Annotated in this window: 25 protein-coding genes; 13 read left to right on the top strand and 12 right to left on the bottom strand. The window is 65.6% G+C overall.

The window, feature by feature from the left end:
- Positions 1-107: 107 nt before the first annotated feature.
- The 6 genes from dnaK to H3H36_RS15850 all read right to left on the bottom strand — a co-directional run bounded on the left by dnaK (position 108) and on the right by H3H36_RS15850 (position 8,102).
- A complete protein-coding gene (gene dnaK, locus H3H36_RS15875; protein WP_182165359.1) occupies positions 108-2,051 on the bottom strand; it encodes a molecular chaperone DnaK in 1,944 nt (647 codons plus the stop codon).
- 106 nt (positions 2,052-2,157) lie between these two features.
- Entirely contained in the window at positions 2,158-2,694 is a 537-nt protein-coding gene (grpE, locus tag H3H36_RS15870) for a nucleotide exchange factor GrpE (RefSeq protein WP_182165362.1), read from the bottom strand.
- 429 nt (positions 2,695-3,123) lie between these two features.
- Complete coding sequence (gene hemH, locus H3H36_RS15865) at positions 3,124-4,230, bottom strand: ferrochelatase (protein WP_182219068.1); 1,107 nt, start codon at positions 4,228-4,230, stop codon at positions 3,124-3,126.
- 78 nt (positions 4,231-4,308) lie between these two features.
- A complete protein-coding gene (gene recN / locus H3H36_RS15860) occupies positions 4,309-5,994 on the bottom strand; it encodes a DNA repair protein RecN (protein ID WP_182219067.1) in 1,686 nt (561 codons plus the stop codon).
- A 46-nt stretch (positions 5,995-6,040) separates the two neighbouring features.
- Positions 6,041-6,943 (bottom strand): NAD kinase, encoded by a 903-nt coding sequence (locus H3H36_RS15855; RefSeq protein ID WP_182219066.1) that lies wholly within the window; start codon positions 6,941-6,943, stop codon positions 6,041-6,043.
- Positions 6,944-7,136: 193 nt separating this feature from the next.
- Entirely contained in the window at positions 7,137-8,102 is a 966-nt protein-coding gene (locus H3H36_RS15850; protein WP_229219936.1) for a DUF3667 domain-containing protein, read from the bottom strand.
- Between the two features lie 168 nt (positions 8,103-8,270).
- Between H3H36_RS15850 and H3H36_RS15845 the strand changes: the two genes are divergently transcribed.
- The 4 genes from H3H36_RS15845 to gloA all read left to right on the top strand — a co-directional run bounded on the left by H3H36_RS15845 (position 8,271) and on the right by gloA (position 10,888).
- Complete coding sequence (locus H3H36_RS15845) at positions 8,271-8,510, top strand: hypothetical protein (protein WP_182219065.1); 240 nt, start codon at positions 8,271-8,273, stop codon at positions 8,508-8,510.
- 27 nt (positions 8,511-8,537) lie between these two features.
- The gene (locus tag H3H36_RS15840; protein ID WP_182219064.1) at positions 8,538-9,887 is read left to right on the top strand and encodes a PQQ-dependent sugar dehydrogenase; all 1,350 of its coding nucleotides are present in this window, start codon (positions 8,538-8,540) and stop codon (positions 9,885-9,887) included.
- A gap of 93 nt (positions 9,888-9,980) precedes the next feature.
- Complete coding sequence (locus H3H36_RS15835) at positions 9,981-10,406, top strand: OsmC family peroxiredoxin (RefSeq protein ID WP_182219063.1); 426 nt, start codon at positions 9,981-9,983, stop codon at positions 10,404-10,406.
- Between the two features lie 74 nt (positions 10,407-10,480).
- On the top strand, positions 10,481-10,888 hold the full coding sequence (gene gloA, locus H3H36_RS15830) for a lactoylglutathione lyase (RefSeq protein WP_182219062.1): 408 nt from the start codon (positions 10,481-10,483) through the stop codon (positions 10,886-10,888).
- 38 nt (positions 10,889-10,926) lie between these two features.
- Here gloA and H3H36_RS15825 read toward each other — a convergent pair whose 3' ends face one another.
- The 4 genes from H3H36_RS15825 to H3H36_RS15810 form a co-directional block, all read right to left on the bottom strand.
- A complete protein-coding gene (locus H3H36_RS15825) occupies positions 10,927-12,255 on the bottom strand; it encodes a TolC family outer membrane protein (RefSeq protein ID WP_182219061.1) in 1,329 nt (442 codons plus the stop codon).
- 104 nt (positions 12,256-12,359) lie between these two features.
- Complete coding sequence (locus H3H36_RS15820) at positions 12,360-12,683, bottom strand: rhodanese-like domain-containing protein (RefSeq protein ID WP_182219060.1); 324 nt, start codon at positions 12,681-12,683, stop codon at positions 12,360-12,362.
- A 10-nt stretch (positions 12,684-12,693) separates the two neighbouring features.
- A complete protein-coding gene (locus H3H36_RS15815; protein ID WP_182219059.1) occupies positions 12,694-13,347 on the bottom strand; it encodes a protein-L-isoaspartate O-methyltransferase family protein in 654 nt (217 codons plus the stop codon).
- A gap of 164 nt (positions 13,348-13,511) precedes the next feature.
- Positions 13,512-14,162 (bottom strand): TetR/AcrR family transcriptional regulator, encoded by a 651-nt coding sequence (locus H3H36_RS15810; protein WP_182219058.1) that lies wholly within the window; start codon positions 14,160-14,162, stop codon positions 13,512-13,514.
- A gap of 265 nt (positions 14,163-14,427) precedes the next feature.
- Here H3H36_RS15810 and H3H36_RS15805 point away from each other — a divergent pair, with 265 nt between their 5' ends.
- From H3H36_RS15805 to recQ, 8 genes are all read left to right on the top strand, one after another.
- Positions 14,428-15,825 (top strand): hypothetical protein, encoded by a 1,398-nt coding sequence (locus H3H36_RS15805; protein WP_182219057.1) that lies wholly within the window; start codon positions 14,428-14,430, stop codon positions 15,823-15,825.
- Between the two features lie 13 nt (positions 15,826-15,838).
- Positions 15,839-16,186, top strand: a complete 348-nt coding sequence (locus H3H36_RS15800) for a hypothetical protein (RefSeq protein WP_182219056.1) — start codon at positions 15,839-15,841, stop codon at positions 16,184-16,186.
- 257 nt (positions 16,187-16,443) lie between these two features.
- Positions 16,444-17,457, top strand: coding sequence for a M14 family zinc carboxypeptidase (locus H3H36_RS15795; protein WP_182219055.1), 1,014 nt, complete (start codon positions 16,444-16,446; stop codon positions 17,455-17,457).
- Positions 17,457-18,230 (top strand): alpha/beta fold hydrolase, encoded by a 774-nt coding sequence (locus tag H3H36_RS15790; RefSeq protein WP_182219054.1) that lies wholly within the window; start codon positions 17,457-17,459, stop codon positions 18,228-18,230. Before H3H36_RS15795 ends, H3H36_RS15790 begins: the two co-directional genes overlap by 1 nt.
- Positions 18,231-18,302: 72 nt before the next feature.
- Positions 18,303-18,566, top strand: a complete 264-nt coding sequence (locus H3H36_RS15785) for a YkgJ family cysteine cluster protein (protein ID WP_182219053.1) — start codon at positions 18,303-18,305, stop codon at positions 18,564-18,566.
- Positions 18,567-18,572: 6 nt separating this feature from the next.
- Positions 18,573-19,001 carry a hypothetical protein gene (locus H3H36_RS15780; protein ID WP_182219052.1) on the top strand — a complete coding sequence of 143 codons (429 nt, stop codon included), beginning with the start codon at positions 18,573-18,575 and terminating at the stop codon, positions 18,999-19,001.
- 206 nt (positions 19,002-19,207) lie between these two features.
- Positions 19,208-20,047 carry an undecaprenyl-diphosphate phosphatase gene (locus H3H36_RS15775; protein WP_182219051.1) on the top strand — a complete coding sequence of 280 codons (840 nt, stop codon included), beginning with the start codon at positions 19,208-19,210 and terminating at the stop codon, positions 20,045-20,047.
- 20 nt (positions 20,048-20,067) lie between these two features.
- On the top strand, positions 20,068-21,885 hold the full coding sequence (gene recQ, locus H3H36_RS15770; protein WP_182219050.1) for a DNA helicase RecQ: 1,818 nt from the start codon (positions 20,068-20,070) through the stop codon (positions 21,883-21,885).
- On the opposite strand, the gene H3H36_RS15765 is transcribed toward recQ, so the two are convergent.
- The gene (locus tag H3H36_RS15765) at positions 21,882-22,292 is read right to left on the bottom strand and encodes a GFA family protein (RefSeq protein ID WP_182219049.1); all 411 of its coding nucleotides are present in this window, start codon (positions 22,290-22,292) and stop codon (positions 21,882-21,884) included. The two genes, recQ and H3H36_RS15765, sit on opposite strands and share 4 nt — an antisense overlap.
- A gap of 73 nt (positions 22,293-22,365) precedes the next feature.
- Positions 22,366-23,028, bottom strand: a complete 663-nt coding sequence (locus H3H36_RS15760; RefSeq protein WP_182219048.1) for a hypothetical protein — start codon at positions 23,026-23,028, stop codon at positions 22,366-22,368.
- Positions 23,029-23,203: 175 nt separating this feature from the next.
- Here H3H36_RS15760 and H3H36_RS15755 point away from each other — a divergent pair, with 175 nt between their 5' ends.
- Positions 23,204-23,710, top strand: a complete 507-nt coding sequence (locus H3H36_RS15755) for a hypothetical protein (protein WP_182219047.1) — start codon at positions 23,204-23,206, stop codon at positions 23,708-23,710.
- Positions 23,711-23,718 lie beyond the last annotated feature (8 nt).

The raw sequence follows: 23,718 nt of genomic DNA, 5'->3' as shown, positions 1-23,718 counted from the left end.
ACTGATGTACTGATTATGCGAAAAAGCCGAGCGACCACCATCAGGCTCGCCCGGCTCGGCAGGAAAGCGCGGCCGGGGGCATGCCCCCGGCTGCGTGGATGCCTGGATTACTTGCTGTCCTTGACTTCCTTGAAGTCGGCATCGACCACGTCGTCCTGCGGCTTGGCTTGCTCTTGCGCGCCAGCGTGCTGCTGGGCGCCTTCGCCGCCGGCCGCGGCCTGCTGGGCCTGCATGTCAGCGTACATCTTCTCGCCCAGCTTCTGGGACGCGGTCGACAGTGCCGCCACCTTGGCGTCGATCTCGGCCTTGTCGCCGGACTTGATCGAACCTTCCAGCTCGGTGATGGCCGCTTCGATCTTTTCCTTCTCGCCCGCTTCCAGCTTGTCGCCGTATTCGGTCAGCGACTTGCGGGTCGAGTGCACGAGGGCGTCGGCCTGGTTGCGCGATTCGGCCAGTTCCTTGATCTTCTTGTCCTCTTCCGCGTTGACTTCGGCGTCCTTCACCATCTTCTGGATTTCCGCTTCCGTCAGGCCGGAGTTGGCCTTGATGGTGATCTTGTTTTCCTTGCCGGTGGCCTTGTCCTTGGCGCCCACGTGCAGAATGCCGTTGGCGTCGATGTCGAAGGTCACTTCAATCTGCGGCGTGCCGCGTGCTGCTGGCGGGATGCCTTCCAGGTTGAATTCGCCCAGGCCCTTGTTGCCGGCCGCGATTTCACGTTCGCCCTGGTAGACCTTGATGGTCACGGCGGGCTGGTTGTCGTCAGCGGTCGAGAACACTTGCGAGAACTTGGTCGGAATCGTCGTGTTCTTGTGGATCATCTTGGTCATCACGCCGCCCAGCGTTTCGATACCCAGCGACAGCGGGGTCACGTCCAGCAGCAGCAAGTCCTTGCGGTCGCCCGACAGCACGGAACCCTGGATGGCAGCACCGACGGCCACGGCTTCGTCCGGGTTCACGTCCTTGCGTGGATCCTTGCCGAAGAATTCCTTGACCTTTTCCTGCACCTTGGGCATCCGGGTCATACCGCCGACCAGGATGATGTCATCGATGTCCGACACTTTCACGCCAGCATCCTTGATGGCGGTGCGGCATGGCTCGATGGTGGCGTTGATCAGCTCTTCCACCAGCGATTCCAGCTTGGCGCGGGTCATCTTCAGGTTCAGGTGGACCGGCGCGCCGTTGGCCATGGCGATGTACGGCTCGTTGATCTCGGTCTGCTGCGACGACGACAGTTCGATCTTGGCGCGCTCGGCCGAAGCCTTGATACGCTGCAGGGCGATCGGATCCTTCTTCAGGTCCAGGCCATTGATCTTCTTGAATTCGTCGATGATGTAGTCGATCACGCGCTGGTCGAAGTCTTCGCCGCCCAGGAAGGTGTCGCCGTTGGTCGACAGCACTTCGAACTGCTTCTCGCCATCCACGTCCGCGATCTCGATGATGGACACGTCGAACGTGCCGCCGCCGAGGTCATACACGGCGATCTTGCGGTCGCCCTTTTCGGTCTTGTCCAGGCCGAAAGCCAGCGCAGCCGCGGTCGGCTCGTTGATGATGCGCTTGACGTCCAGGCCGGCGATACGGCCGGCATCCTTGGTGGCCTGGCGCTGCGAGTCGTTGAAGTAAGCGGGCACGGTGATGACGGCCTCGGTGACTTCTTCACCGAGGTAGTCTTCGGCCGTCTTCTTCATCTTGCGCAGCACTTCGGCGGAGATCTGCGGCGGGGCCAGCTTCTTGTCGCGCACGCCGATCCAGGCGTCGCCGTTGTCAGCCTTGATGATCGAGTAAGGCATCAGGCCGATGTCCTTCTGCACTTCCTTTTCCTCGAACTTGCGGCCGATCAGACGCTTGACGGCGAACAGCGTGTTCTTGGGGTTGGTGACGGCCTGGCGTTTTGCCGGCGCGCCAACGAGGATTTCACCATCTTCCTGGTAAGCAATGATCGATGGCGTCGTGCGCGCGCCTTCGGCGTTTTCGATTACCTTTGGCTGACCGTTTTCCATGATGGAAACGCAGGAATTTGTGGTTCCCAGATCGATACCGATAATTCTACCCATGATTGTTTTCCTTATTTGCTAAAGTTCAGATGGTACTAATGTGTGGAAATGCGGTACGTTTTCAAGTGCTTATCGCAAAATTTCCAACGTTCGCCGCAGGCCCCGCTTATTTGGCCTGGGCCGCCGTCACGATGGCCGGGCGCAGCAGGCGGTCGGCGATCATGTAACCTTTTTGCAGGACGGACACGACCGTGTTCGCTTCCTGCTCGGCCGGCACCACGGCCACGGCCTGGTGCTTGTTCGGGTCGAGCTTGTCGCCCTGGGCCGGCATGATTTCCAGCAGGCGGTTCTTCTCGAACGCCGAATTGAGTTGCTTCAGGGTCATCTCGACGCCCTCTTTCAGCGATTCGAGCGAAGGCGACTCGACCTTCAGGGCCATTTCCAGGCTGTCCTTGACGGGCACCATGGCCTCGGCGAAGCTTTCCACGGCGAATTTATGCGCCTTGGCGACGTCTTCCTGGGCGCGGCGGCGGATGTTCTCGCCTTCGGCCTTGGCGCGCATGAAGGCGTCGTGCATCTCAGCCAGACGCGCTTCGGTAGCGGCCAGTTGCTCTTCCAGAGTGGGCTCAGCGGGAGTCGAAGCTTGGGCCGACGCCTGATCCGCCTCGGGATTAGGTACAGCTTGGTTTTCCTGATCTTGCATCTAAAAGACTCCTACATTCATATTGTTTGACTAAGCATTTACTACTGCACTGTCCGGGCAGATGGGGCTTACCCCCTGTCGTTTCAAGGGGTTTCCCCACCGTCCGACCGGCGCCGCCTGTGTCATGTAACAACGGTTACAAAACTTCCGATACGCGCAGATTCCTTTTTGCTAAGAACCGGCTAGTATGTAAACAGACGGCTCAGCAGGCCGCTCAGCAGGCCGTTTCCCCGGGAGTGCCTCATCATGAAGTTGCCATTGATCGCAGCATCCATCCTCGCCTACATCATCCTGGCCACCGCCTGGCTGTGCTATGCGGCCGATCCCCTGGGCCGGCTATTTTAACAGGCTGGCACTCGTCACTGCCAAGTGCTGATTATGCCGCGCCGGCGCGCGGAGTTCCACCCCTCGCAACAAGTTGTCGCTTTTTTATGCCGCGGCGCCGCGCTTGAGGGCCGCCTCGCGGCTAGCTTCCGCCTCTTTTTTCAGCAGTGCACGCTGCGATGGCGTGCTCAGCGTGGGCCAGCCCACGAGATGCTGCTCGGCAATGTCGGCCAGCGCCGCGATCCAGCCGGGGGCCGCGTTCAGGCAGGGGATGTAGTGGAAGGCACGGCCGCCGGCCGCCTCGAAGTCGTGCCGCACTTCCATCGAGATTTCCTCCAGCGTCTCCAGGCAATCGCTGGTGAAGCCGGGGCACAGCACGTCCACGCGGCGCACGCCGTCGCGCGCCAGTTGGGCGACGGTGGGGGCCGTGTACGGCTGCAGCCATTCGGCCTTGCCGAAACGGGACTGGAAGGTGACCACGTATTGCTCGGGCGTCAGCTTGAGGCGGGCCGCCAGCAGCCGGGCCGTCTTCAGGCATTCGCAGTGGTAGGGGTCGCCCAGCAGCAAGGTGCGCTTGGGCACGCCGTGGAAGCTGATGACCAGCTTGTCGGGCCGGCCGTTGGCGTCCCAATGGGCCAGCACCGACTGTTCCAGCGCGTGGATATAGCCTTCGTGGTCGTGGTAATGCTTAACGAAACGCAACTCTGGCACGTTGCGCACGCGCGCGTAATGGGCGAACACGGCGTCGTAGATGGAGCCGGTGGTGGTGCCCGAATATTGCGGATAAGCCGGCAGCACGGCGATGCGCTCGCAGCCGTCGGCCTGCAGCTGGCCCAGCACCTCGGGCAGCGACGGGCTGCCATAGCGCATCGCCATCACCACCTTGACGTCATGGCCGCGCTCGCCCAGCAAACCTTGCAGGTACTGGGCCTGCTGCTGGGTGTACACCTTCAGCGGCGAGCCTTCCCGGGTCCAGATCGACGCATACTTGGCCGCCGATTTGCCGGAACGGAAAGGCAGGATGATCAGGTTCAGGATGAACCACCAGACGGCGCGCGGAATTTCCACCACGCGCGGGTCGGACAGGAATTGCTTCAGGTAGCGCCGCACGGCGGGCCGGGTCGCCGCATCGGGCGTGCCCAGGTTGACCAGGACGACGGCGCTGCGTGGCACCTTGCCATGCGTGTGGGGAGGTTCTGGAAGAAAGGTCATGGCGAGCGCGGTGATGGACGGAGCTTGCCATTATAGTTAAGTTGGCGGGCGCGGGGGGATGCCTGTCCCCGCCCGTTGTCACGACGCCAGCAGCTCGCGCGCGTGCTTGCGCGTGGTGGCCGTGATTTCCAGCCCGCCCAGCATGCGCGCCACTTCCTCCACGCGCGCCTTGGCGTCGAGCACGTCGATGCGCGAGGCCGTCTTGCCGTTGTCCAGCGTGCTCTTGGCCACCTGGAAGTGCTGGCCGGCCTGGCTGGCCACCTGCGGCAAGTGGGTCACGCACAGCACTTGCCGTTCCTGTCCCAGACGGCGCAGCAAGCGCCCCACCACTTCAGCCACGCCGCCGCCGATGCCGCTGTCGACTTCGTCGAAGATCAGCGTGGGCGTGGTGGTGGCGTTGGACGTGATGACGGAAATGGCCAGCGCGATCCGGGCCAGTTCACCACCGGACGCCACCTTGGCCAGCGGCCGCGGCGCCACGCCGGCGTGGCCAGCCACCAGGAATTCCACCTGCTCCAGGCCATGACTGGCCGGCTCGCAGGGATGGAGCGCCACCTCGAAGCGCCCGCCCGTCATGTTCAAGTCCTGCATCGCGCGGGTGACGGCTTCGCCCAGCTGGCGCGCCGCCTGCGCGCGCGTGGCCGACAGCCGCTGCGCGACGGCCAGGTAGGCGGCCTTGAGTTTTTCCTCCTGCTGGCGCAAGCCGTCCAGGTCGGTAGCGTCGGCCAGCTGGCGCAGCTTGGCCGCCAGCGCCGCGTGTTCCTCCGGCAGCTGCTCCTCGGTCACGCGGAACTTGCGGGCCGTGGAGTGGATCGCTTCGAGCCGCGCGTCGACCTGGCGCAAGCGCTCCGGGTCCAGCTCGACCCGGTCCAGGTAGCTGTTGAGCGCATAGGCCGCTTCCTGCAACTGGATGCGGGCCGGCTCGATCAGATCGACGATCGCTTGCAACGCCGTGTCGATGCCGGCCAGCTTGCCCAGCTTCTGGTTCAGGGCCGACAGCTGCGACAGCACGGGATGGTCGTCCGCCTCGGAAATGACGGCCAGCGCTTCCTGCACCCCTTCCAGCAGGCTGGCCGCGTGCGACAGGCGGCTGTGCTCATTGCTGATCTCGGTCCATTCGCCGGGCCGCACGGCCAGCTTGTCCAGCTCGCCCACCTGCCATTCCAGCCGCTCGCGCTCGTACAGCACGTTGGCGGCGTTGGTTTCGTATTCCTCGCGCTGACGGGCCAGCGCGCGCCAGGCCTTGTAGGCGGCGGCCACGGCCTTGCCATCGTCGGCCGCCGTGGCGCGCGCGCCGCCATCGGCCGATGGTGACAAGGCCTGGTGGTCCAGCAGCACACGCTGGGCGTCGGCCTTGAGCAGCGACTGGTGCGCGTGCTGGCCGTGTATGTCCACCAGCAAGTCGCCCAGCTCGCGCAACTGGGCCGCCGTGGCGGCGATGCCGTTGATGTAGGCCTTGGAGCGGCCCGCGTTGTCGATCACCCGGCGCAGCAGCGCGCCGCCCTCGTCGGCCGCGTATTCGTTGGCCTGCAGCCAGGCGGTGGCCTGCGGCGTGACGGCGAAGTCGGCCGTGATGTCGGCCTTGGCCGCGCCCTCGCGCACCACGCTGGCATCGCCACGGCCGCCCAGCGCCAGCGTCAGCGCGTCGATCAGGATGGACTTGCCGGCGCCGGTCTCGCCCGTGAAGACGGAAAAGCCGGCGGAAAATTCCAGTTCTATCGTGTCGACGATGACGAAGTCGCGAATGGTCAGGGTACGCAGCATGGTGGACTAGGGGGTGGGTCGCTGGATAGTGGGTCGGTGGGCCGGGTCAGCTGAGTTTGCCTTCGCCGGACGGGTATTCGTTCCAGTGCAGCTTTTCGCGCAGGGTGTGGTAGTAGCTCCAGCCTTCCGGGTGCAGGAAGGTGATGGTGTGGGGCGAACGCTTGATCAGGATGCGGTCGTGCGCCATCAGGCTGGCGAAGGTCTGCATGTCGAAATTGACGCTGATGTCGCGCCCGCGCATGATCTCGATCTCGATCAGGCTGGAATCGGGCAGCACGATGGGCCGGTTCGACAGCGCGTGCGGCGCGATCGGCACCAGGCCGATGCCACCCAGGCTGGGGTGCAGCAGCGGCCCGCCAGCCGACAGCGCGTAAGCCGTCGAGCCCGTGGGGGTGGCGATGATCAGGCCATCGGAACGCTGGTTGTACATGAAGTGGCCATCCACATCGACGCGCAGCTCGGCCATGCCGGCGCCGGCGCCGCGAGACACGACCACGTCGTTGACGGCCATGCCAACGTGGATCACGTCGCTGTCGCGCAGCACCTGGCCCTCGAGCAGCGTGCGGCGCTCGGCCTGGAAGCTGCCGGTCAGCATCTTGGCCAGCACGCCGAGCATGCCGTCGAGCGGGATGTCGGTCATGAAACCGAGCCGGCCCTGGTTGATGCCGATCAACGGCACGTCATATGGCGCCAGCTGGCGCGCGATGCCCAGCATGGTGCCGTCGCCGCCCATCACGATGGCCAGGTCGGCGTGGGCGCCGATGTCGACCGGACTCATGGCCCGCGCGCCCTTCAACCCAAGGTGGGCGGCCGTCTCCTCCTCGAACACGACCGCGTGGCCGCGCCGCTCCAGGAACGCGACGATGTGGCCCACGGATTCCTCGATGCCATCCGTGTTGTGGCGAACGACGAGCGCGATGGTATGGAACGGGACATGCAAGTCAGGCATAAGGATCTCGGCGAGGTGATGATGAGCGACACGCAGCAGGGTAACCGATAACGCCAGCTTCTGCCATAAACGGCGCGGCCGCTACGCGCTGACCGGATGCCCGACCGCACGCCCGCACGACTCCACCATCAAATACTGTATATGCGAACAGTATAGTGCGACGGCCGGGCGCTGGCAAGCGCCGGCGCCGGGCTCAATGGCCGGCCGTCAGCACACCGGCACCGACGGTAAACATGAAGGCGATGGCCATGGTCACCGAATAGGCCGCCATCAGGGCCAGCCAGCGCCAGGCCGTGGCGAACTTGCCGCCCCGGTAGACGCGGCGCATGGCCCACGGCAGGTAGGCCAGCAGCCATATCCACGCGGCGAATTTGGCGACGCCGGGCATGGGCAGCATCAGGCACATGAACAGGAAGAAAGCGAAGGCGTTCACATGCAGCGCGAACAGCAAATGCTCGCCGTAGCGCCGGCCCGAGCCCAGGTACAGCAGCTTCAGGTACAGCGCGAACAATGGCAGTAGCAGGAACATGGCGTACGGCGCGAAGTGGTAGAAGCCTTCCGTGAACACCTCTACGCGCTGGGCATCCGTCAGGCTGGACAGGTATTGTTCCTGGTGCTTGAGCTTGGCCGCGCCGGCTGGCCAGAAATCCTTGAGCCCCGTGACCAGCAGGTCGCCGTCGCCACCATCGTCGTCGAAGAACACCACCTCGCCCCGCTGCGCCCTGGCGGGCGCGGCCTGGCCTTGGCCTTGGCCTTGCTCAGCGTGGACCGCGGCCGGCTTTGCGGCCGGACCTGCCGCCGTCTCCGAACTGGCCAGGTTGATGGGATTGGCCAGCTTGATCAGCGCGAAGAACAGCACGCTCAAGGTCAGGTACAGGCGCAGCGGCTGGACAAAGCGCACGCGCCGGCCCCGCACATATTCGTTGGTGAGCGCGCCGGGCCGGAACAGCAGCCGTCCCAGCGTGCCCCACAGCTTGCCTTCGAGCGCCACGTAATGGCCGATGAACTCGTGCAGGAATTCGCGCGTGCTGGGCGGATGGAGCACCGTCTCCTGTCCGCACTGGTGGCAGTAATTGCCGCTGACAGTGGCCTGGCAGTTGGCGCAATTGGGCGGCGCCGCATGGGCATGGGCCGGGGCGGCGTGCAATTCAGGGGTCAAGGCGCATCCTTCGCAAACGGGACCATCATGGTCGCAAATTCAATGATGGCGAAATGGTAACCGAGTTTTGCTCCCAAGAGACGATCGCGTGGCCGCGCCAATTGCGCGACCGGCATGGGCGGGGCGCGCTAAGATGCACACTTCAAGCCTTACTGGAAAGGCACAATCATGGCGACAACCAGCAAGCCCGGCACCGCCCCCGGCGGCGGCCATCTGCCGCACGAGCGCGACGAAACGACGGAACAGCCGTCACGCCGTCCGCGCACCATCATCGAACAGGCCAGCAGCGACCTCGAACATGGGCTGGTCGATACCGACCTGCATGGCGTACGTGGCGTGGAGCAGGTCAAACCCGCCCCGCCCCATCCGGATGGCGCCGCGCCCAAGCCGGACGTGCGGCGCGACTGACGGCGGACGGCCATGCGGCGCGCACTCATGTTGTCGCCACGGCCGGCGCGCGCGCACTGGCCGCAGTGGCGGCTGCGCCAGTTTCCACTGCCGGCTTTGTGGGCGCTGGCCTGCGTATCCGCGCTGGCACAAGCGCAATACCCGCCCGGCTTTGGCCCCCACCCTGACCTGCCCGAACCGGTCCGCGCCCTGATCCCCACTGTCGCCGTCGCCCCGGTGGCGCGCTGGCAGGGGGACGAGCATCCCGTGCCCGCCGCCGGCTTCCAGGTGCAAGCCTACGCACGCGGCCTGGACCATCCGCGCTGGCTGTATGTGCTGCCCAATGGCGACGTGTTGGTGGCAGAAACCAACGCCCCCGCGAAGGCCAACGCCGGCCACGGCGTGCGCGGCATGATCACCCGCCACCTGATGAAGAAAGCGGGCGCCGGGGTCGTGTCGGCCGACCGCATCACCTTGCTGCGCGGCGTGGGCGCCGATGGCATGGCGGCCGAGCGCACGGTGTTCCTCGAACAGCTTGCGTCGCCATTCGGCATGGCGCTGGCCGGGAACAAACTGTACGTGGCCAACACCAATGCCGTGCTGCGCTTCGATTACAGGGAAGGCCAGACCAGCATCGCCACGCCCGGCGCCAATGTACTCGATCTGCCGGCCGGCCCGCAAAACCAGCACTGGGCCCGCAACCTGCTGGCCGCACCCGATGGCCGCACGCTATACATCGGCGTCGGTTCCAGCAGCAACGTGGGCGAGAACGGTCCGCAGGCGGAAACGGGCCGCGCCGCCATCTGGCAATACGACACGGCCAGCGGCAAGGCGCGTCCCTACGCGACCGGCTTGCGCAACCCGGTCGGCATGGATTGGGAACCGCACAGCGGCCAGTTGTGGACCACCGTCAACGAGCGCGACGAGTTGGGCGACGAGCTGGTGCCGGACTACATGACGGCCGTGCACGACGGCGCCTTTTACGGCTGGCCCTACAGCTATTTCGGCGCCCACGCGGACCCGCGCGTGACGCCCGCGCGGCCCGACCTGGTGGCGCGCGCCAGCGTACCCGACTACGCGCTGGGCGCGCATACGGCGTCGCTGGGACTGGCCTTCTACCGTGGCGAACTGTTCCCACCCAGTTACCGCGACGGCGTTTTCGTCGGCCAGCATGGCTCGTGGAACCGGCGCCCGCCCAGCGGCTACAAGGTGATCTTCGTGCCGTTCGCCAACGGCGCACCATCCGGCCCGCCGCGCGATTTTCTGATCGGCTTCCTGGACCGCAAGGGCACGGCCCATGGCCGCCCGGTGGGCGTAGCCGTGGCGCGCGATGGCGCGCTGCTGGTGGCCGACGACGTGGGCAACACGGTGTGGCGCATCACGCCCAAGGCGCGCTGACGCCGATGTTGCCGGGCTTATGTGCGTCTCCGTACGGAGCCGCACATCAGGCGGGGCGATGATGGCCCATCGCAAGCACAACAGGAGCACATCATGAAACGCACTGGAACGGCCGTCTGGAGCGGTGACCTGAAAGGCGGCAGCGGCAGGGTCGCGACCGAAAGCGGCATCCTCGACAACGTCTCGTACTGCTACCACAGCCGCTTCGAGCACGACGCCGGCAGCAACCCGGAAGAACTGCTGGGCGCGGCCCACGCAGCCTGCTTCACGATGACCCTGGCGGGAGAACTGGCCGCCGCCGGCATGAAGCCGCGCAGCCTGATCACGACGGCCACCGTCTCGCTGGGCAAGGTGGGCGATGATTTCCAGATCGGTTCAGTGCACCTGAACCTGATCGCCTTCATCCCCGGCGCCAGCCAGGCCGCGTTCGAGCAGGCGGCGCTCAAGGCCAAGCTGGAATGTCCGCTGTCGCGCGTGCTGAACACCCACATCACGCTGGACGTGCGGCTGGACCATTGAGCAAAGCACCGCCAGCATGGTCGCGGCAAAACGCATAGAATGCGCCTTACTGTCCACCAATCAGAAAGACCACCATGCGTATTTTGCACACCATGCTGCGGGTAGGCGACCTGCAACGTTCGATTGATTTTTACACCAAGGTGCTGGGCATGAAGCTGCTGCGCACCAGCGACAACCCGGAATACAAGTACACGCTGGCCTTCCTCGGCTACGGCGCCAATCCCGAGCACGCGGAACTGGAACTGACCTACAACTACGGCGTGAGCAGCTACGAGATGGGCACGGCCTACGGCCACCTGGCCATTTCGGCCGAAGATATTGTCCGTGCCTGCGAGGCCGTCAAGGCCAACGGCGGCAACGTGACGCGCGAGCCGGGCCCGGTGAAAGGCGGCTCGACCGTGATCGCCTTCGTGACGGACCCGGACGGCTACAAGATTGAACTGATCGAACGCCAGTTCGACGGCGCCGGCGCCGGCCTGTAAGCCAGCGCCAGCCCGCCCTGGCTGGCGAACATGGCCGCTTAGCGCGCCAGCAGGGCGTTGATGGTGTCGAGGTCTTCCGGCTTGAGCGAGCCGGCGGCCGCCTTCAGGCGCAGGCCGGCCATGATGGTGTCGTAGCGGGCCTTGGACAGGGTCTGCTGGGTTGCGTACAGCTGCTTCTGTGCATTCAGCACGTCGATATTGATACGCACGCCCACCTGGTAGCCCAGCTTGTTCGAATCGAGCGAGGACTTGCTCGACACTTCGGCCGCCTCCAGCGCCTTGACCTGGGCCAGACCGCTGTTCACGCCCAGGAACGCCTGACGCGCACCTTGCGCGGCCACGCGGCGGGTCGCTTCCAGGTCATTGCGGGCCTTGTCTTCCAGCGCGATCGATTCGCGCACCTTGCTGGTGACGGCGAAGCCACTGAACAGGGGCACGTTCCATTGCACGCCGATGGAGTTGCCATTGGCCGTGGTGCTGGCCGTCTGGTTGCTGTGCGTGTTGCTGGCCACCAGGTTGACGGTCGGATAGTGGCCGGAGCGGTTGCGCTCGATGTCGCGCTTGGCGATCTCCAGTTGCAACTGGGCGCCGACGACCGCATAGTTCTGGCCTTCGGCCGAGCTGACCCACGGGTCCATCGTCGCCGGCTGGGGCGCGGCCAGGGTCACGCCGGCACGCAGCGGCGCCAGTTCCGCGGGGGCCTGGCCGATGATCACTTGCAGCGCCGTGCGCTTGTTGTCCAGGTCGTTGATGGCGGCAAACTCCTGCGCCACCACCAGGTCATAGGCGGCCTGCGCTTCGTGGGTGTCCGTGATGGTTTGCGTCCCCACTTCGAAGTTGCGCTTGGCCGAGGCCAGTTGCTCGGTCGTCGCCACTTTCTGGGCCCGGGTCGCCGTCAGGTAATCCTGCGCCGTCAGCACGTCGAAATACGCTTGCGCCACGCGCACGATCAGGTCTTGCTGGGCTTGCGCGAAGCTGGCCTCGGCGGCCGCCTGCACCAGCTTGCTTTGCTGGTACTGCTGCCAGCTGGCCCAGTTGAACAGCGGCTGGGTCAGCGTGACCTGGTAATTGTTGGCGTGATAGTCATTGTCACGCTTGCTGCCCGGAATGCCGGGGCCCAGGTAATTGTTGGCGGTCGTGATGTCGCCCGTGTTGCGGCTGTTGGAACCACTGGCCGAGATAAATGGCAGCAGGCCGGCCCGGCCCTGGGTAATGCGCTCCTCCCCCGCCGTCAGGCTGGCGCGGGCGCCGGCGAAGGTCGCGTCGTTGGCCAGCGCCTGCTGGTACACCTGGACCAGGTCGGCCGCCTGTGCGTTGAACGTCATGAAAGCGCTGGCGATCAGCACGGCGATAAGGGGTCTCTGCATTGCGTTCTCCGTGGGAGTCATCAAAAAAAGTTAATCATATCAAAAAGACACCATCCATTGCCGCCGCACCCAGTGCCGCGTCGCCGCGGCCCGGTATCGCTCGCTTAATATTTGGGCATCGCGTGGTCGACCTGCACGGCCCAGGCGTGCACGCCGCCGGTCAGGTTGCTCACCTTGCCGAAGCCGTGACGCTCCAGGAAGGCGGCCACCTGCAGGCTGCGGGCGCCGTGGTGGCAGATGCACACGATGGCAGCATCCTCATCGAGGTCGTCGATGCGGGCCGGAATGGTGTGCATGGGGATCAGGGTCGAACCGGCGATGCGGCACGTCTCGAATTCCCATGGTTCACGCACGTCCAGCAGGAAGGGGCTGGGGCGGGCCTCGTCGGCCAGCCAGTCGGCCAGCTCCAGCGCGGTCAGATGCTGCATGGCGCCCCGCTCAGAACGTGAAATGCGACGGTACCGAGGCTTTGCTCAGCATCTTCACATTGGTTTCAAACAAAGTCCTGGTGTCGTAGCCGGCCTCGCCCGTGCGGGTGACCAGCTGCGCCTTCATCAGCGGCGCTTCACCGATGATGGCCACCAGGCGGCCGCCGACCTTGAGCTGCTGCAGGAACGCTTCAGGCAGGGTGGGCAGGCCGCCCGAGATGACGATCACATCGTAGGGAGCGCCCTGCGACCAGCCGTGGGCGCCGTCGCCCAGCTCGACCGTCACATTGGTCACGCCGTTGTCGGCCAGGTTCTTCTCGGCCAGTGCCTTCAGTTCCGGATCGATTTCCACGGTCGTCACGTGACGGCCCTTGTACGCCAGCAGGGCGGCCATGTAGCCGCTGCCGCTGCCGATTTCCAGCACGTTTTCATGCTTTTTCAGTTTAACTTCCTGCAACAAGCGCGCTTCCAGCTTCGGGCTGAACATGTTCTGGCCGCCTGGCAGCGGGATTTCCGTGTCGACGAAGGCCAGGTTCTTGTGGGCGGCCGGCACGAAATTCTCGCGCTTGACCACCACCAGCAGGTCCAGGACGTCTTGGTCCAGCACATCCCAGGGACGGATTTGCTGTTCGATCATGTTGAAGCGGGCTTGTTCGATATTCATCTTATGACTCGGTGGAAAAAGAATAATCCGTCATTTTATCGTTGATCTGGCAAGGAAGGCACATGTTAACGAGAAACCTGACGGGACGCGGGAAATTGCGACAGTCTGCAGTTTGAGGGGGTTGAAGTGGCCAAATCGGCCCGCCACGGTGGTGCGCACGGGCATCAGGCGACGTTGGCGCCCGGCGGCAGCAAGCCGTTCAGGGCCATGCCGATGAACGCTTCCATGTACGCCTGCGGGTCCAGCGCCGACATGTCGCAGGGCAGGAAGGAGTGGGTCCACATCATCAGCATCAGCACCGGGGCCGTCAGCACGGCGGTCATCACCTCGGTATCGTGGGGGCGGAACTCGGCGCGCGCGATGCCGCGCACCAGCACGCTGGAAATGAGACGGTTGCCGCGCTCGATCACTTCCACGTTGTAGAACTGGGCCAGGTCGGGGAAATTATTGGCTTCGGCCATCATCAGCTTGGTGATGCCGGCCAGCTCGGTGGCGCCGATCTGGTCCCACCAGCGCATCAGGATGGCGCGCAGCAGCTCGCCGCTGTGGCCGTCGAATTCGGCCACGGTCTGCTCGGCCGCGCCGATGGCGTTGACGATGTGCTCGCGCACGACGGCCTTGAACAATTCTTCCTTGTTCTCGAAATACAGGTACAGCGTGCCCTTGGACACGCCGGCGCGGCGCGCCACATCTTCCAGCCGGGTGGCGGCGAAGCCGCGTTCGACGAACTGGCCCAGCGCGGCGGCCAGCAATTCCTGCGGCCGCGCATCTTTGCGCCGCTCCCAGCGGGGCTTGGGTTCGGGTGGGACTTGCATAGGGTTCCAGTTTAACTTACTTTCAAGTCATTAATATAGACGGGCCTGCCGCCAGCGTCAAGCCGCAGCGGCGGCCAGCGCCACGCGATACTTGATTACTCAACCATATCGGCCGGCCGCGCGCGACCAAAACGCAACGGCGTGACAATTGAGGAGATTTCCCCGCCCTCGCGCGTAGCAAACTATCCAATATTGGTATTGATTCATCTCAACACTCATGCATTCTTTTGCCCAGCCTGCTCACTGGTACGGGGGAGACGTGGCCATGAAAGCGCGCGCGGTCCTGGCTGCCGTCGCGGCGGCGCTCGGCCTGGCGGGTTGCGCTACGCCCATCATCACCCAGACCAACGCCTTCCTGAACGCCGGCACCACCCTCACCCGCACCGTCGAGACGGCGCAGCAAAACAACCTGGACCAGGAGAACGGCCAACGCGCCTCCATGCTCGCGGCCAACTACGTCGTCAAGCCAGTTGGCAACCCGGAGCGGCCCGGCGACGGGACCTTCCCCGGTTTTGTCGAAGGCGATGGCCAGTGCGACCTCAAGGGCCGGATCTACCTGCGCTACGTGTACACGCCGGAACGGCCGGCCGAACCCTTCCTGCAGGGTAAGCCGACGCTGGACCTGCTCAAACAAAGCAGCGCCTGGTCGCCCCGGCTGGCGGCCCAGTGCGGCGCGCTGCTGCGCTGCGAACAGGCGCCCCAGTCGGCCCATTGCAACACGACTTGCTACAGCGCCGACGAGCGCGCCTGCATCGACGCCATCAGCACCATGGTGGCCAAGGAAAAGGATGACGCGAAACGGGCCGCCATGCAGGGCCTCGCCATGACGGTGGGGGTGCACGCCTATCCGCTGCAGGTGCCGATCGAGGCGCGCGCCAGCCTCGACGCGCTGGTGGCGTTCACCGGCTACCTGCACCTGCTGCAGGCGGCGGCCGTGCCGCAACCGGGCCGGCTGGACCAGGCCATGGGCAGGCTGGGCGGTGACCCGACCAGGTCCGTGGCCGACAACGCCAGCACCCTGGCGCAGCACGTGGCCTCGCTGCGCACGCGCTACAACAACGCGCAGCAAAAGGCGCCTTTCCTGCCCACGATAGGCGGCGTGTCCGACACCAGGCTGACCACGCAACTGGGCGCGCTCGGGCAACTGCTGTCGGTGCTCGACCAGATCAGCAAGACCGAGACATCGGCCCGCCACATCAAGGACATCCTGCTGGAACCCGTGAACGCCCAGGGCGAGCGCGCCAGCGGCGACGGCACGCTGCCCCGCTACCAGTACATCGACCAGGCCATCACGGCAATCGGCACGGCGCTGGCCGTGCAGCTGAACAACACGCTGGCCATCCAGACCATCACCGCCCTGACCATCCGCGACATCTACGGCGCCCGCTACGCCCAGTCCCACTCGATGGCGACCCGGCTGGAAACGCTCAAGGCGCTCGACGCCTTCCCGCTGGTGAGCATCGCCGACTACAAGGCCGAACAGGAAAACGTGGGCAGACAATTGCCGGCCACCATCGCGGCGCTGGTCCAGTCGCACGACCGGCTGGTCGAGATAATCGCCGATCCCTCGTCCGACGACCGCAAGCGCGCCTTCATCAGCGGCGTGCAAAACCTGAAGACGGTGGTGCAGGCGCTGGCGGCCACGGTATCGGCGTTCAAGTAAGCAAGGAAGCATCATGCCCATCACGATTTCTGACATCAGCAAGGACATGGCCAACCTGGCGGCCGCCTTTGGCGCCCTGGCCGCCGCGCCCCAGCCCCCGTTCACCAGCGCCGACCAGGCCCACCTGGCCAGTTGCGCGGGCTCGGCCGTGCAAGCGACCACCCACCTGGCCATCGTGGGCGCCAGTGGCGGCGTGAAAACGTCCACCGCCCGCGCGCTGGAACAATGCCACGCGGACGCCACGGCCGTCACGGCCAAGCTGGACGCCGTGAGCAAGCCGCCATCGACCGTGCGGGACACGGCGCCGCAACTGTTCGAGCAGGCCAAGAACGCCACCAACGCGGCCTACGCGATCGCCTGACCGCCTCACTAGGTCTCACCTGGCTTCACCTGGCTTCACCGGGCTTCACCGGGCTTCACCGGGCCTCACTGGGCGACACTGGGCACACCCCGCCCGCGCCGACGCCCGGCGCCCGGCGCCAGCAAAGCCGGCTCGGCCGCGCCACCGTCACCGCCATCTGACAGTGCACAGCGCCTGGCGCCTATTTTTCCCGGCCGTTGCGCCGCCCTGCGCGCGGCTGCGCTACACTGTCTGACCACCCCGTGATGCCGACGCCGATGATCGCGAAGAACCTGCCAGAACTGATCGCCCTCAAGCGCCTGATCGATGAAGGCGGGACGCATTTCGAGGTCTCCACGCCATGCGCGGTGGACATCGACGGCCGCCAGTTCCCCGTGTACGCGCTGGCCATCGGCAATCCCGCGCCGGATGTGCCGGCGCTGGGCTTTTTCGGCGGCATCCACGGTCTCGAACGCATCGGCACCCAGGTCGTGCTGTCGTTCCTGGAAAGCCTGCTGACCCGCCTGCGCTGGGACCGCACGCTGCACCACCAGCTCGAGCACATGCGCCTCGTTTTCATGCCCCTCGTCAATCCGGGCGGCATGTGGCGCGCCACCCGCTGCAATCCGCAGGGCGTGGACCTGATGCGCAACGCGCCCGTGAACGCGCTGGAGAAAGTGCCCTTCCTGCTGGGCGGCCAGCGCTACAGCGCGCGCCTGCCGTGGTATCGCGGCGCGCCGGATGCGCCCATGGAGCCGGAAAGCAGCGCCGTGTGCGCACTGGTGGAGCGCGAACTGCTGTCGCGTCCGTTCAGCATGGCGCTCGACTGCCACTCGGGCTTCGGCCTGCGCGACCGCATCTGGTTCCCGCACGCGCACACGGCCACGCCGATTCCCCACTTGGCCGAGATCGGCGCGCTGGAAGAACTGTTCAGCCAGAGCTATCCCAACCACACCTACGTGTTCGAACCGCAAAGCCGCCAATACCTGACCCATGGCGACCTGTGGGACTACCTGTACCTGAACGTGGAAGGCGCGGCCGAACGCACCTTCCTGCCGCTGACGCTGGAGATGGGCTCCTGGGCCTGGGTCAAGAAGAACCCGCGCCAGCTGTTCAACCGGCTCGGCATCTTCAACCCCACGGCCACCCACCGGCTGCAGCGGGTGTTGCGGCGCCACCTCGTGTGGTTCGATTTCCTGATGCGGGCCGCCGCCAGCCACGGCCAATGGCAGCCGCAGGGACTGGCCCGCAAGGCCCAGCAGCGGCGCGCGCTGGCGCGCTGGTACGACTGATGGCCAGCTGGATATTGCTGCGCGGCCTGATGCGCGAACAGCGCCACTGGGGCGACTTTCCCGCCCAGCTGGCGCAGGCGCTGCCGGACGCGGCCATCATCACGCCCGACCTGCCCGGCAACGGCCAGCGCCACGCCGACCCCAGCCCCACGTCCGTGGCGGCGATGGTGGACGCTTGCCGCGCCCGCCTGCGCGCGGACGGCCTGCCGCCGCCCTACCGCCTGCTGGCCCTGTCGCTCGGTGGCATGGCCGCCGTGGAATGGGCCAGCCGCTATCCCGATGAAGTCCAGGCGTGTGTGCTGATCAACACCAGCATGCGGCCCTACAGCCGTTTTTACCAGCGCCTGCGCTGGCGCAACTACCCGGCCATCGCCGGTCTGCTGCTGCGCGGTGGCATGGCGCGCCAGGAAAGCCTGATCCTGCGCCTGACCAGCCGCAACGCCCACGCCCACGCCAACGACAATGGCTTGCTGGCGCGCTGGCTGGCCTTCCAGCACGACCGTCCCGTCAGCCGCGCCAACGCGCTGCGCCAGCTGTGGGCGGCGGCACGCTACCGGGCGCCGGTCCGGCGCCCAAGCGTGCCGATGCTGATCCTGTCGAGCGCGGGCGACCGGCTGGTATCGCCCTCGTGCTCGCAGCGGCTGGCGCACGCATGGTCGGTTCCACACCGCATCCATCCCGACGCCGGCCACGACCTGCCGCTCGACGACGGCCCATGGGTGGCGCAGGCTGTGGCGCGGTGGCTGGCTGCGCCGTCCGATGCGACAGCATGAGGCATCCGCGGGCGACAGCGCCGGGCGCGCCTGCGGGGATTTTGTAGGCCGCTGCGGTAAAATGCGCGCACCATGTCCTTCCAATGCCGCCCCAACTGTGGTGCCTGCTGCACGGCGCCCTCGATCACCAGCCCCATCCCTGGTATGCCTGACGGAAAACCGGCTGGCGTCAGGTGCATCCAGCTGGGCGAAGACAACCGCTGCCGCATTTTCGGCAAACCGGAGCGGCCGGCGTTTTGCGGCGGACTGCAACCGTCCGAGGAAATGTGCGGAACCAGCCGCGAACAGGCGATGCACTGGCTGGCCGACCTGGAGCGTTCAACCGCGCCTGCGTAAGACGCCATGCCACCCGCCGCCCACCAGCACTATGCGGTTGCCACCACGACAACAGACGATCAGCACAAGGCCGTCCTGAACGCCCAGCGCGCCTGCGGCCACCACGTGCGGTATCACGCGCATGCCACAACACGCCTATGCCCCGCGCCCATCGATCGCCGGCAGGCGTATCATGACGTTGAGTACGCGATGGAGGCCATCATGGAACGTGAAAGGGCAAAGGCGGGCGATACGGTGCGGCCTATCGGCTGGCATCGGCGCATGCTGGTGATTAAGACAACCACCGGCCACACCGGCCTCAGCGACGACGACGACGTGCTGTGCCGCTGGATCGACGACCGCGGCGAGCACCAGCAAGTGTTCAAATCGGGCCAGCTGGAAGTGATCACGCCGGGTTCCCGGGCCCACAATCCCGGCATGCGCACGGTGCTCTGACCGCCCGCCCTCCCCCGCGCCGCGCCCCGCGGCGCGCGTTTTTCAACCCGTCTTTCGCCCCGCTTTTCAAGCCGTTTCCCGCCCGATTTGCGCCCGATTCAGAATCGCGGCGCCCCGGCATGGTAAGCTTCGAGCCCGCGCAGCGCTGGCGCCCGCGCCGGACACTATTTCCTCCGTCAAACTAATTCGAAATCGAACGATTATTCATGGATATTATTCTCGCGCTCAAAGCCCTCATCATGGGCCTGGTGGAAGGTTTCACCGAGTTCCTGCCCATTTCCTCCACCGGCCATTTGATCCTGGCCGACAGCCTGCTCAACTTCAGCGGCATGGAAGAGAAGATGAAAGTGTTCGAGATCGTGATCCAGGCCGGCGCCATCTTCGCCGTCTGCTGGGAATACCGGGCCCGCATCGCGGCCGTGCTCAGCGGCCTGTTCTCCGACCGCAAGCAACAGCGCTTCGCCATCAACGTGTGCATCGCCTTCCTGCCGGCGGCCGTGCTGGGTGTGGCCTTCAACAAGGCCATCAAGGCCGTGCTGTTCAAGCCGGTGCCGGTGGCGCTGGCCTTCATCGTCGGCGGCCTGGTGATCCTGCTGGTCGAACGCAGCGAAGCAAAAAACCCCGGCATGGCCCGCATCACGTCGGTGGACGACATGACGCCGCTGGACGCCATCAAGATCGGCCTGGCCCAGGCGTTCGCGCTGATCCCCGGCACCAGCCGCTCCGGCGCCACCATCATGGGCAGCATGATGTTCGGCCTGTCGCGCCAGGTGGCCACGGAATTCTCGTTCTTCCTCGCCATCCCCACGCTGCTGGGCGCCACCGTCTATTCGCTGTTCAAGGAACGCGCGCTGCTGTCGGCGGCCGATTTGCCGCTGTTCGGCATCGGCTCGCTGGCCGCCTTCGTGTCGGCCTTCCTGTGCGTGCGCTGGCTGCTGCGCTATATCAGCACCCACACCTTCACCTTCTTCGCCTGGTACCGCATCGTGTTCGGCCTGGTGGTGCTGGCCACCGCCCACTATGGCCTGGTCCAATGGGTGGACTGAGCTAAACCGGAATCCGTATCATGAGCGACACCAGTACCCGCGCCCTGCACCTGCTGCAAACCGTCTTTGGCTACCCGGCCTTCCGTGGCCAGCAGGCCGACATCGTCGAGCATGTGAGCACGGGCGGCGACGCGCTGGTGCTGATGCCCACCGGCGGCGGCAAGTCGCTGTGCTACCAGATCCCGGCGCTGGTGCGCGACGGCGTGGGCGTGGTGATCTCGCCGCTGATCGCGCTGATGCAGGACCAGGTGGATGCGCTGGCCGAAGTGGGCGTGCGCGCCGCCTTCCTCAACTCCACCCAGAGCTACGAGGAAGCGAGCCGCATTGAACGGCTGGTGCGCACCGGCCAGATCGACCTGGTGTACGTGGCGCCGGAACGCTTGATGACGGAGCGCTGCCTGAACCTTTTCCAGGATTCGAAGATCGCCCTGTTCGCGATCGACGAGGCGCACTGCGTGTCGCAATGGGGCCATGACTTCCGGCCCGAGTACATCAAGCTGTCGGTGCTGCACGAGCAGTTCCCCGACGTGCCGCGCATCGCCCTCACGGCCACGGCCGACCAGCAGACCCGCGCCGAGATCGTGCACCGGCTGCAGCTGGAGGACGCGCTGCAGTTCGTGTCCTCGTTCGACCGGCCCAACATCCGCTACCAGATCGTCGAGAAGGGCAACGGCCGCAAGCAGCTGCTGGACTTCATCACGGGCGAGCATGGCGGCGACAGCGGCATCGTCTACTGCCTGTCGCGCAAGAAGGTGGAGGAGACGGCCGAATTCCTCAACGAGAACGGGGTGCGGGCGCTGGCCTACCACGCCGGCATGGAGCACACCAAGCGCGCCGCCAACCAGGCCCGCTTCCTGCGCGAGGAAAACATCGTGATGGTGGCCACCATCGCCTTCGGCATGGGCATCGACAAGCCGGACGTGCGTTTCGTGTGCCACCTCGATCTGCCCAAGAGCATCGAAGGCTACTACCAGGAGACGGGCCGCGCCGGCCGCGACGGCCTGCCCGCCAGCGCCTGGATGGCCTACGGCCTGCAGGACGTGGTGCTGCAGCGGCGCATGATCGACGAGTCGGAAGCCGACGAAACCTTCAAGCGCGTGCTGGGCATGAAGCTCGACGCCATGCTGGGCCTGTGCGAAACGCTCAGCTGCCGGCGCGTGCGCCTGCTCGACTACTTCGGCGAGCCCGCCGCCCCGTGCGGCAACTGCGATACCTGTTTGATTCCGCCTGTCTCGTTCGACGGCACGGTGCCGGTGCAAAAGCTGCTGTCGGCCGTGTACCGGGTCGACCAGCGCTTCGCGGCCGGCCACGTGATCGAAGTGCTGCGCGGGGTGGAGACGGAACGCATCAAGACCTGGCACCACGATACGCTGTCCGTGTTCGGCATCGGCGCCGACCGCAGCGAGCAGGAATGGCGCGCCATCCTGCGCCAGGTGATCGCGCTGGGCCTGGTGACGGTGGACCACGAACAATACAGCTCGCTCAAGCTGACGGACGCGGCGCGCCCCGTGCTCAAGGGCGGGCAAAAGGTGCAGCTGCGCCAGTATCAGAAGCCGGTCAAGCAGAAGCGCCCCACCACGGCCTCCAAGGGTTACGTGGAGAGCGACCTGTCGCCGCGCGAGCAGGCCATCTTCGACAAGCTGCGCTGGTGGCGCGTGGAGACGGCGCGCGCCCACAACGTGCCGGCCTACGTGATCTTCGTCGACGCCACGCTGCGCGAAATCGCCAAGGCCCGCCCCACCTCGCTGGCCGAGCTGCGCGGCGTGTCGGGCGTGGGCGAGAAGAAGCTCGCTTCGTATGGCGATGAGATTGTGGCGATAATCGCGGAGATGGATTAAGTTTCGCCGGCGATCCTGTCGGCCGGGTGGTTCACGCCATCGTTGGTCGGCACCGGGCCAAGCGCGAACGGATCGACGCCCTCCAGGCACGCCACGTTGTAGCCGTACTGGTGCGGGTTGGAACGACGCTGGTGATGGGTGTAGATGCCGCAGCGCGAGCAGAAGTAGTGCTTGGCCGTGTGGGTGTTGAACTGGTACAGCGTGAGCGCGTCCGCGCCCTGCACCACGCGCAGCCCGGCCAGCGGCACCGAGGCGGCGATGGCGCCGCGGCGACGGCACATCGAGCAATCGCAGCGGCGCGGATCGACGATGCCATCGGGAAGGTCCAGTTCCAGCACCACGGCGCCGCAGTGGCAGCTGGCCCGGTGCGCGGGCAGGATGGCGGTATCGCCGACTCGCTTGATCATCTACTGGCTCCAGGCAGGTAATTGGATTTGGCAGGCCTGCACCAGTCGCCTGGTACAGCACGCCGCCGGTAACTCACTCCACCAGCAGTTCATACTCAATATCCTGGAGCATGCGGCCATGGGCCGGAGACGCGCGGTTGTACCTGCCGCCGAACTTCACCACATGGCGTCCTTTTGCCAGCGGCGGTAACAGCAGCCAATAGCCGTCGGTGGCGGCCGGGTAAGCGGAATTGGGATACTGTCCGACGGGCACGCGGGCGTAGGCGTCAAAGCATTGCTCGGATGCCGCACGATACTGGCTCACGCCATCGACCGCCACACCGTCGATTTCCGCGAACAGGTCCAGGGCGGTATTGTTGTTCAATGCGGCATAGCGCTTAACCTGCTCGCACGATGCATTTCCCCCTTCGTGGCGCCAATACACCATGTTTATCACGGGGAAGAACAAATGTTTGCCCTCCGGGACGGTGCATGTCCTGTGGATCATGGATGAGCCAAAACCGCCGGCCAGGAACCACACGTCGCCCTGCTGGCCCACGGCACACTTGGCGCCGCTACGGTCGTTGACGGGGCTGTCTTCGTCGCTGGCGCTCTCGACCCATTGCCACCATTCACCGGCAAGCTGGGGAACGGAATGCCCTGCCACAGATGCCCCCGGCGGCAAAACCACGTCCGCCGCGTGCGCCACGAGCGGCATGGCGGCAACGAGCAACACTGCGCATAAACTTTTCGACATGGCGACCTCGACAATTGACGTGCGGAAATTTTTTTCAGCATCATAACGTGCGGCGCCGCCCTCAAACCTCACACAAATCCACAATGACGGCCGGAACGGAACCAGCCGGCGAGAAAATCAGGTAAGCAAGTCCCTGTTCCGCTAAGATGACGTCCTTTGCACCTACAAGCTCGCCATGGAATACGCCCTCCCCCTGCTGATCGTCGTCGTCACGGCGCTGCTGGTCTACGCCATCATCAAGACCAATCCGGCCAAGCCAGCCGCCCTGCCACCACGCGCTGCCGGGCCATATGTGCCGCAACTACCTGCGGCGGCGCCCGCACTGCACTGGTCGGACAAGGGACGTTTTCTGGTGGAAGTGGTGAACGAATCGCGCTACCAGGCCACGTTGCAGGAGCTGGCAGGCGAACATGGAGAACACGCCGCGGCCAGGGCCTGCGTGGCCACGCTGGTGCCGGACGATCAGAATGCCTACGAGAATACGGCAGTGGCGGTATTTGTGGAGGGCCGCATGGCTGGCTACCTGGCGCCCAAGGAAGCGCTGCAGTTCCGCCAGCGCCTGAAGTTCAAGGAGATTGAGGGCCAGCCGACCACCTGCGATGCGCAGGTGCGCGGCGGCGGCCGGTGGCAGGGACGCCACCTGGCCTATGTGCTGGTGCTCGATATCGAACCGCTGGACTGAACGCCAGC

It is taken from the genome of Rugamonas fusca, from assembly GCF_014042365.1.
GTDB classification, from domain to species: domain Bacteria; phylum Pseudomonadota; class Gammaproteobacteria; order Burkholderiales; family Burkholderiaceae_D; genus Rugamonas; species Rugamonas fusca.
Note: the sequence above shows the minus strand (reverse complement) of the source record. Positions and strands in the feature narration are given on the sequence as shown.

Coding starts and splice junctions, on each gene's coding strand:
- H3H36_RS15820 (WP_182219060.1), bottom strand. CDS start 12,683: ATGCAGCATCTGACCGCGCTGGAGCTGGCCGACTGGCTGGCCGACGAG.
- H3H36_RS15815 (WP_182219059.1), bottom strand. CDS start 13,347: ATGAATATCGAACAAGCCCGCTTCAACATGATCGAACAGCAAATCCGT.
- H3H36_RS15810 (WP_182219058.1), bottom strand. CDS start 14,162: ATGCAAGTCCCACCCGAACCCAAGCCCCGCTGGGAGCGGCGCAAAGAT.
- H3H36_RS15835 (WP_182219063.1), top strand. CDS start 9,981: ATGAAACGCACTGGAACGGCCGTCTGGAGCGGTGACCTGAAAGGCGGC.
- recN (WP_182219067.1), bottom strand. CDS start 5,994: ATGCTGCGTACCCTGACCATTCGCGACTTCGTCATCGTCGACACGATA.
- H3H36_RS15775 (WP_182219051.1), top strand. CDS start 19,208: ATGGATATTATTCTCGCGCTCAAAGCCCTCATCATGGGCCTGGTGGAA.
- recQ (WP_182219050.1), top strand. CDS start 20,068: ATGAGCGACACCAGTACCCGCGCCCTGCACCTGCTGCAAACCGTCTTT.
- H3H36_RS15795 (WP_182219055.1), top strand. CDS start 16,444: ATGATCGCGAAGAACCTGCCAGAACTGATCGCCCTCAAGCGCCTGATC.
- H3H36_RS15855 (WP_182219066.1), bottom strand. CDS start 6,943: ATGCCTGACTTGCATGTCCCGTTCCATACCATCGCGCTCGTCGTTCGC.
- H3H36_RS15805 (WP_182219057.1), top strand. CDS start 14,428: ATGAAAGCGCGCGCGGTCCTGGCTGCCGTCGCGGCGGCGCTCGGCCTG.
- H3H36_RS15845 (WP_182219065.1), top strand. CDS start 8,271: ATGGCGACAACCAGCAAGCCCGGCACCGCCCCCGGCGGCGGCCATCTG.
- H3H36_RS15780 (WP_182219052.1), top strand. CDS start 18,573: ATGCCACCCGCCGCCCACCAGCACTATGCGGTTGCCACCACGACAACA.
- H3H36_RS15840 (WP_182219064.1), top strand. CDS start 8,538: ATGTTGTCGCCACGGCCGGCGCGCGCGCACTGGCCGCAGTGGCGGCTG.
- dnaK (WP_182165359.1), bottom strand. CDS start 2,051: ATGGGTAGAATTATCGGTATCGATCTGGGAACCACAAATTCCTGCGTT.
- H3H36_RS15755 (WP_182219047.1), top strand. CDS start 23,204: ATGGAATACGCCCTCCCCCTGCTGATCGTCGTCGTCACGGCGCTGCTG.
- H3H36_RS15760 (WP_182219048.1), bottom strand. CDS start 23,028: ATGTCGAAAAGTTTATGCGCAGTGTTGCTCGTTGCCGCCATGCCGCTC.
- H3H36_RS15800 (WP_182219056.1), top strand. CDS start 15,839: ATGCCCATCACGATTTCTGACATCAGCAAGGACATGGCCAACCTGGCG.
- hemH (WP_182219068.1), bottom strand. CDS start 4,230: ATGACCTTTCTTCCAGAACCTCCCCACACGCATGGCAAGGTGCCACGC.
- H3H36_RS15785 (WP_182219053.1), top strand. CDS start 18,303: ATGTCCTTCCAATGCCGCCCCAACTGTGGTGCCTGCTGCACGGCGCCC.
- H3H36_RS15790 (WP_182219054.1), top strand. CDS start 17,457: ATGGCCAGCTGGATATTGCTGCGCGGCCTGATGCGCGAACAGCGCCAC.
- H3H36_RS15765 (WP_182219049.1), bottom strand. CDS start 22,292: ATGATCAAGCGAGTCGGCGATACCGCCATCCTGCCCGCGCACCGGGCC.
- grpE (WP_182165362.1), bottom strand. CDS start 2,694: ATGCAAGATCAGGAAAACCAAGCTGTACCTAATCCCGAGGCGGATCAG.
- H3H36_RS15825 (WP_182219061.1), bottom strand. CDS start 12,255: ATGCAGAGACCCCTTATCGCCGTGCTGATCGCCAGCGCTTTCATGACG.
- gloA (WP_182219062.1), top strand. CDS start 10,481: ATGCGTATTTTGCACACCATGCTGCGGGTAGGCGACCTGCAACGTTCG.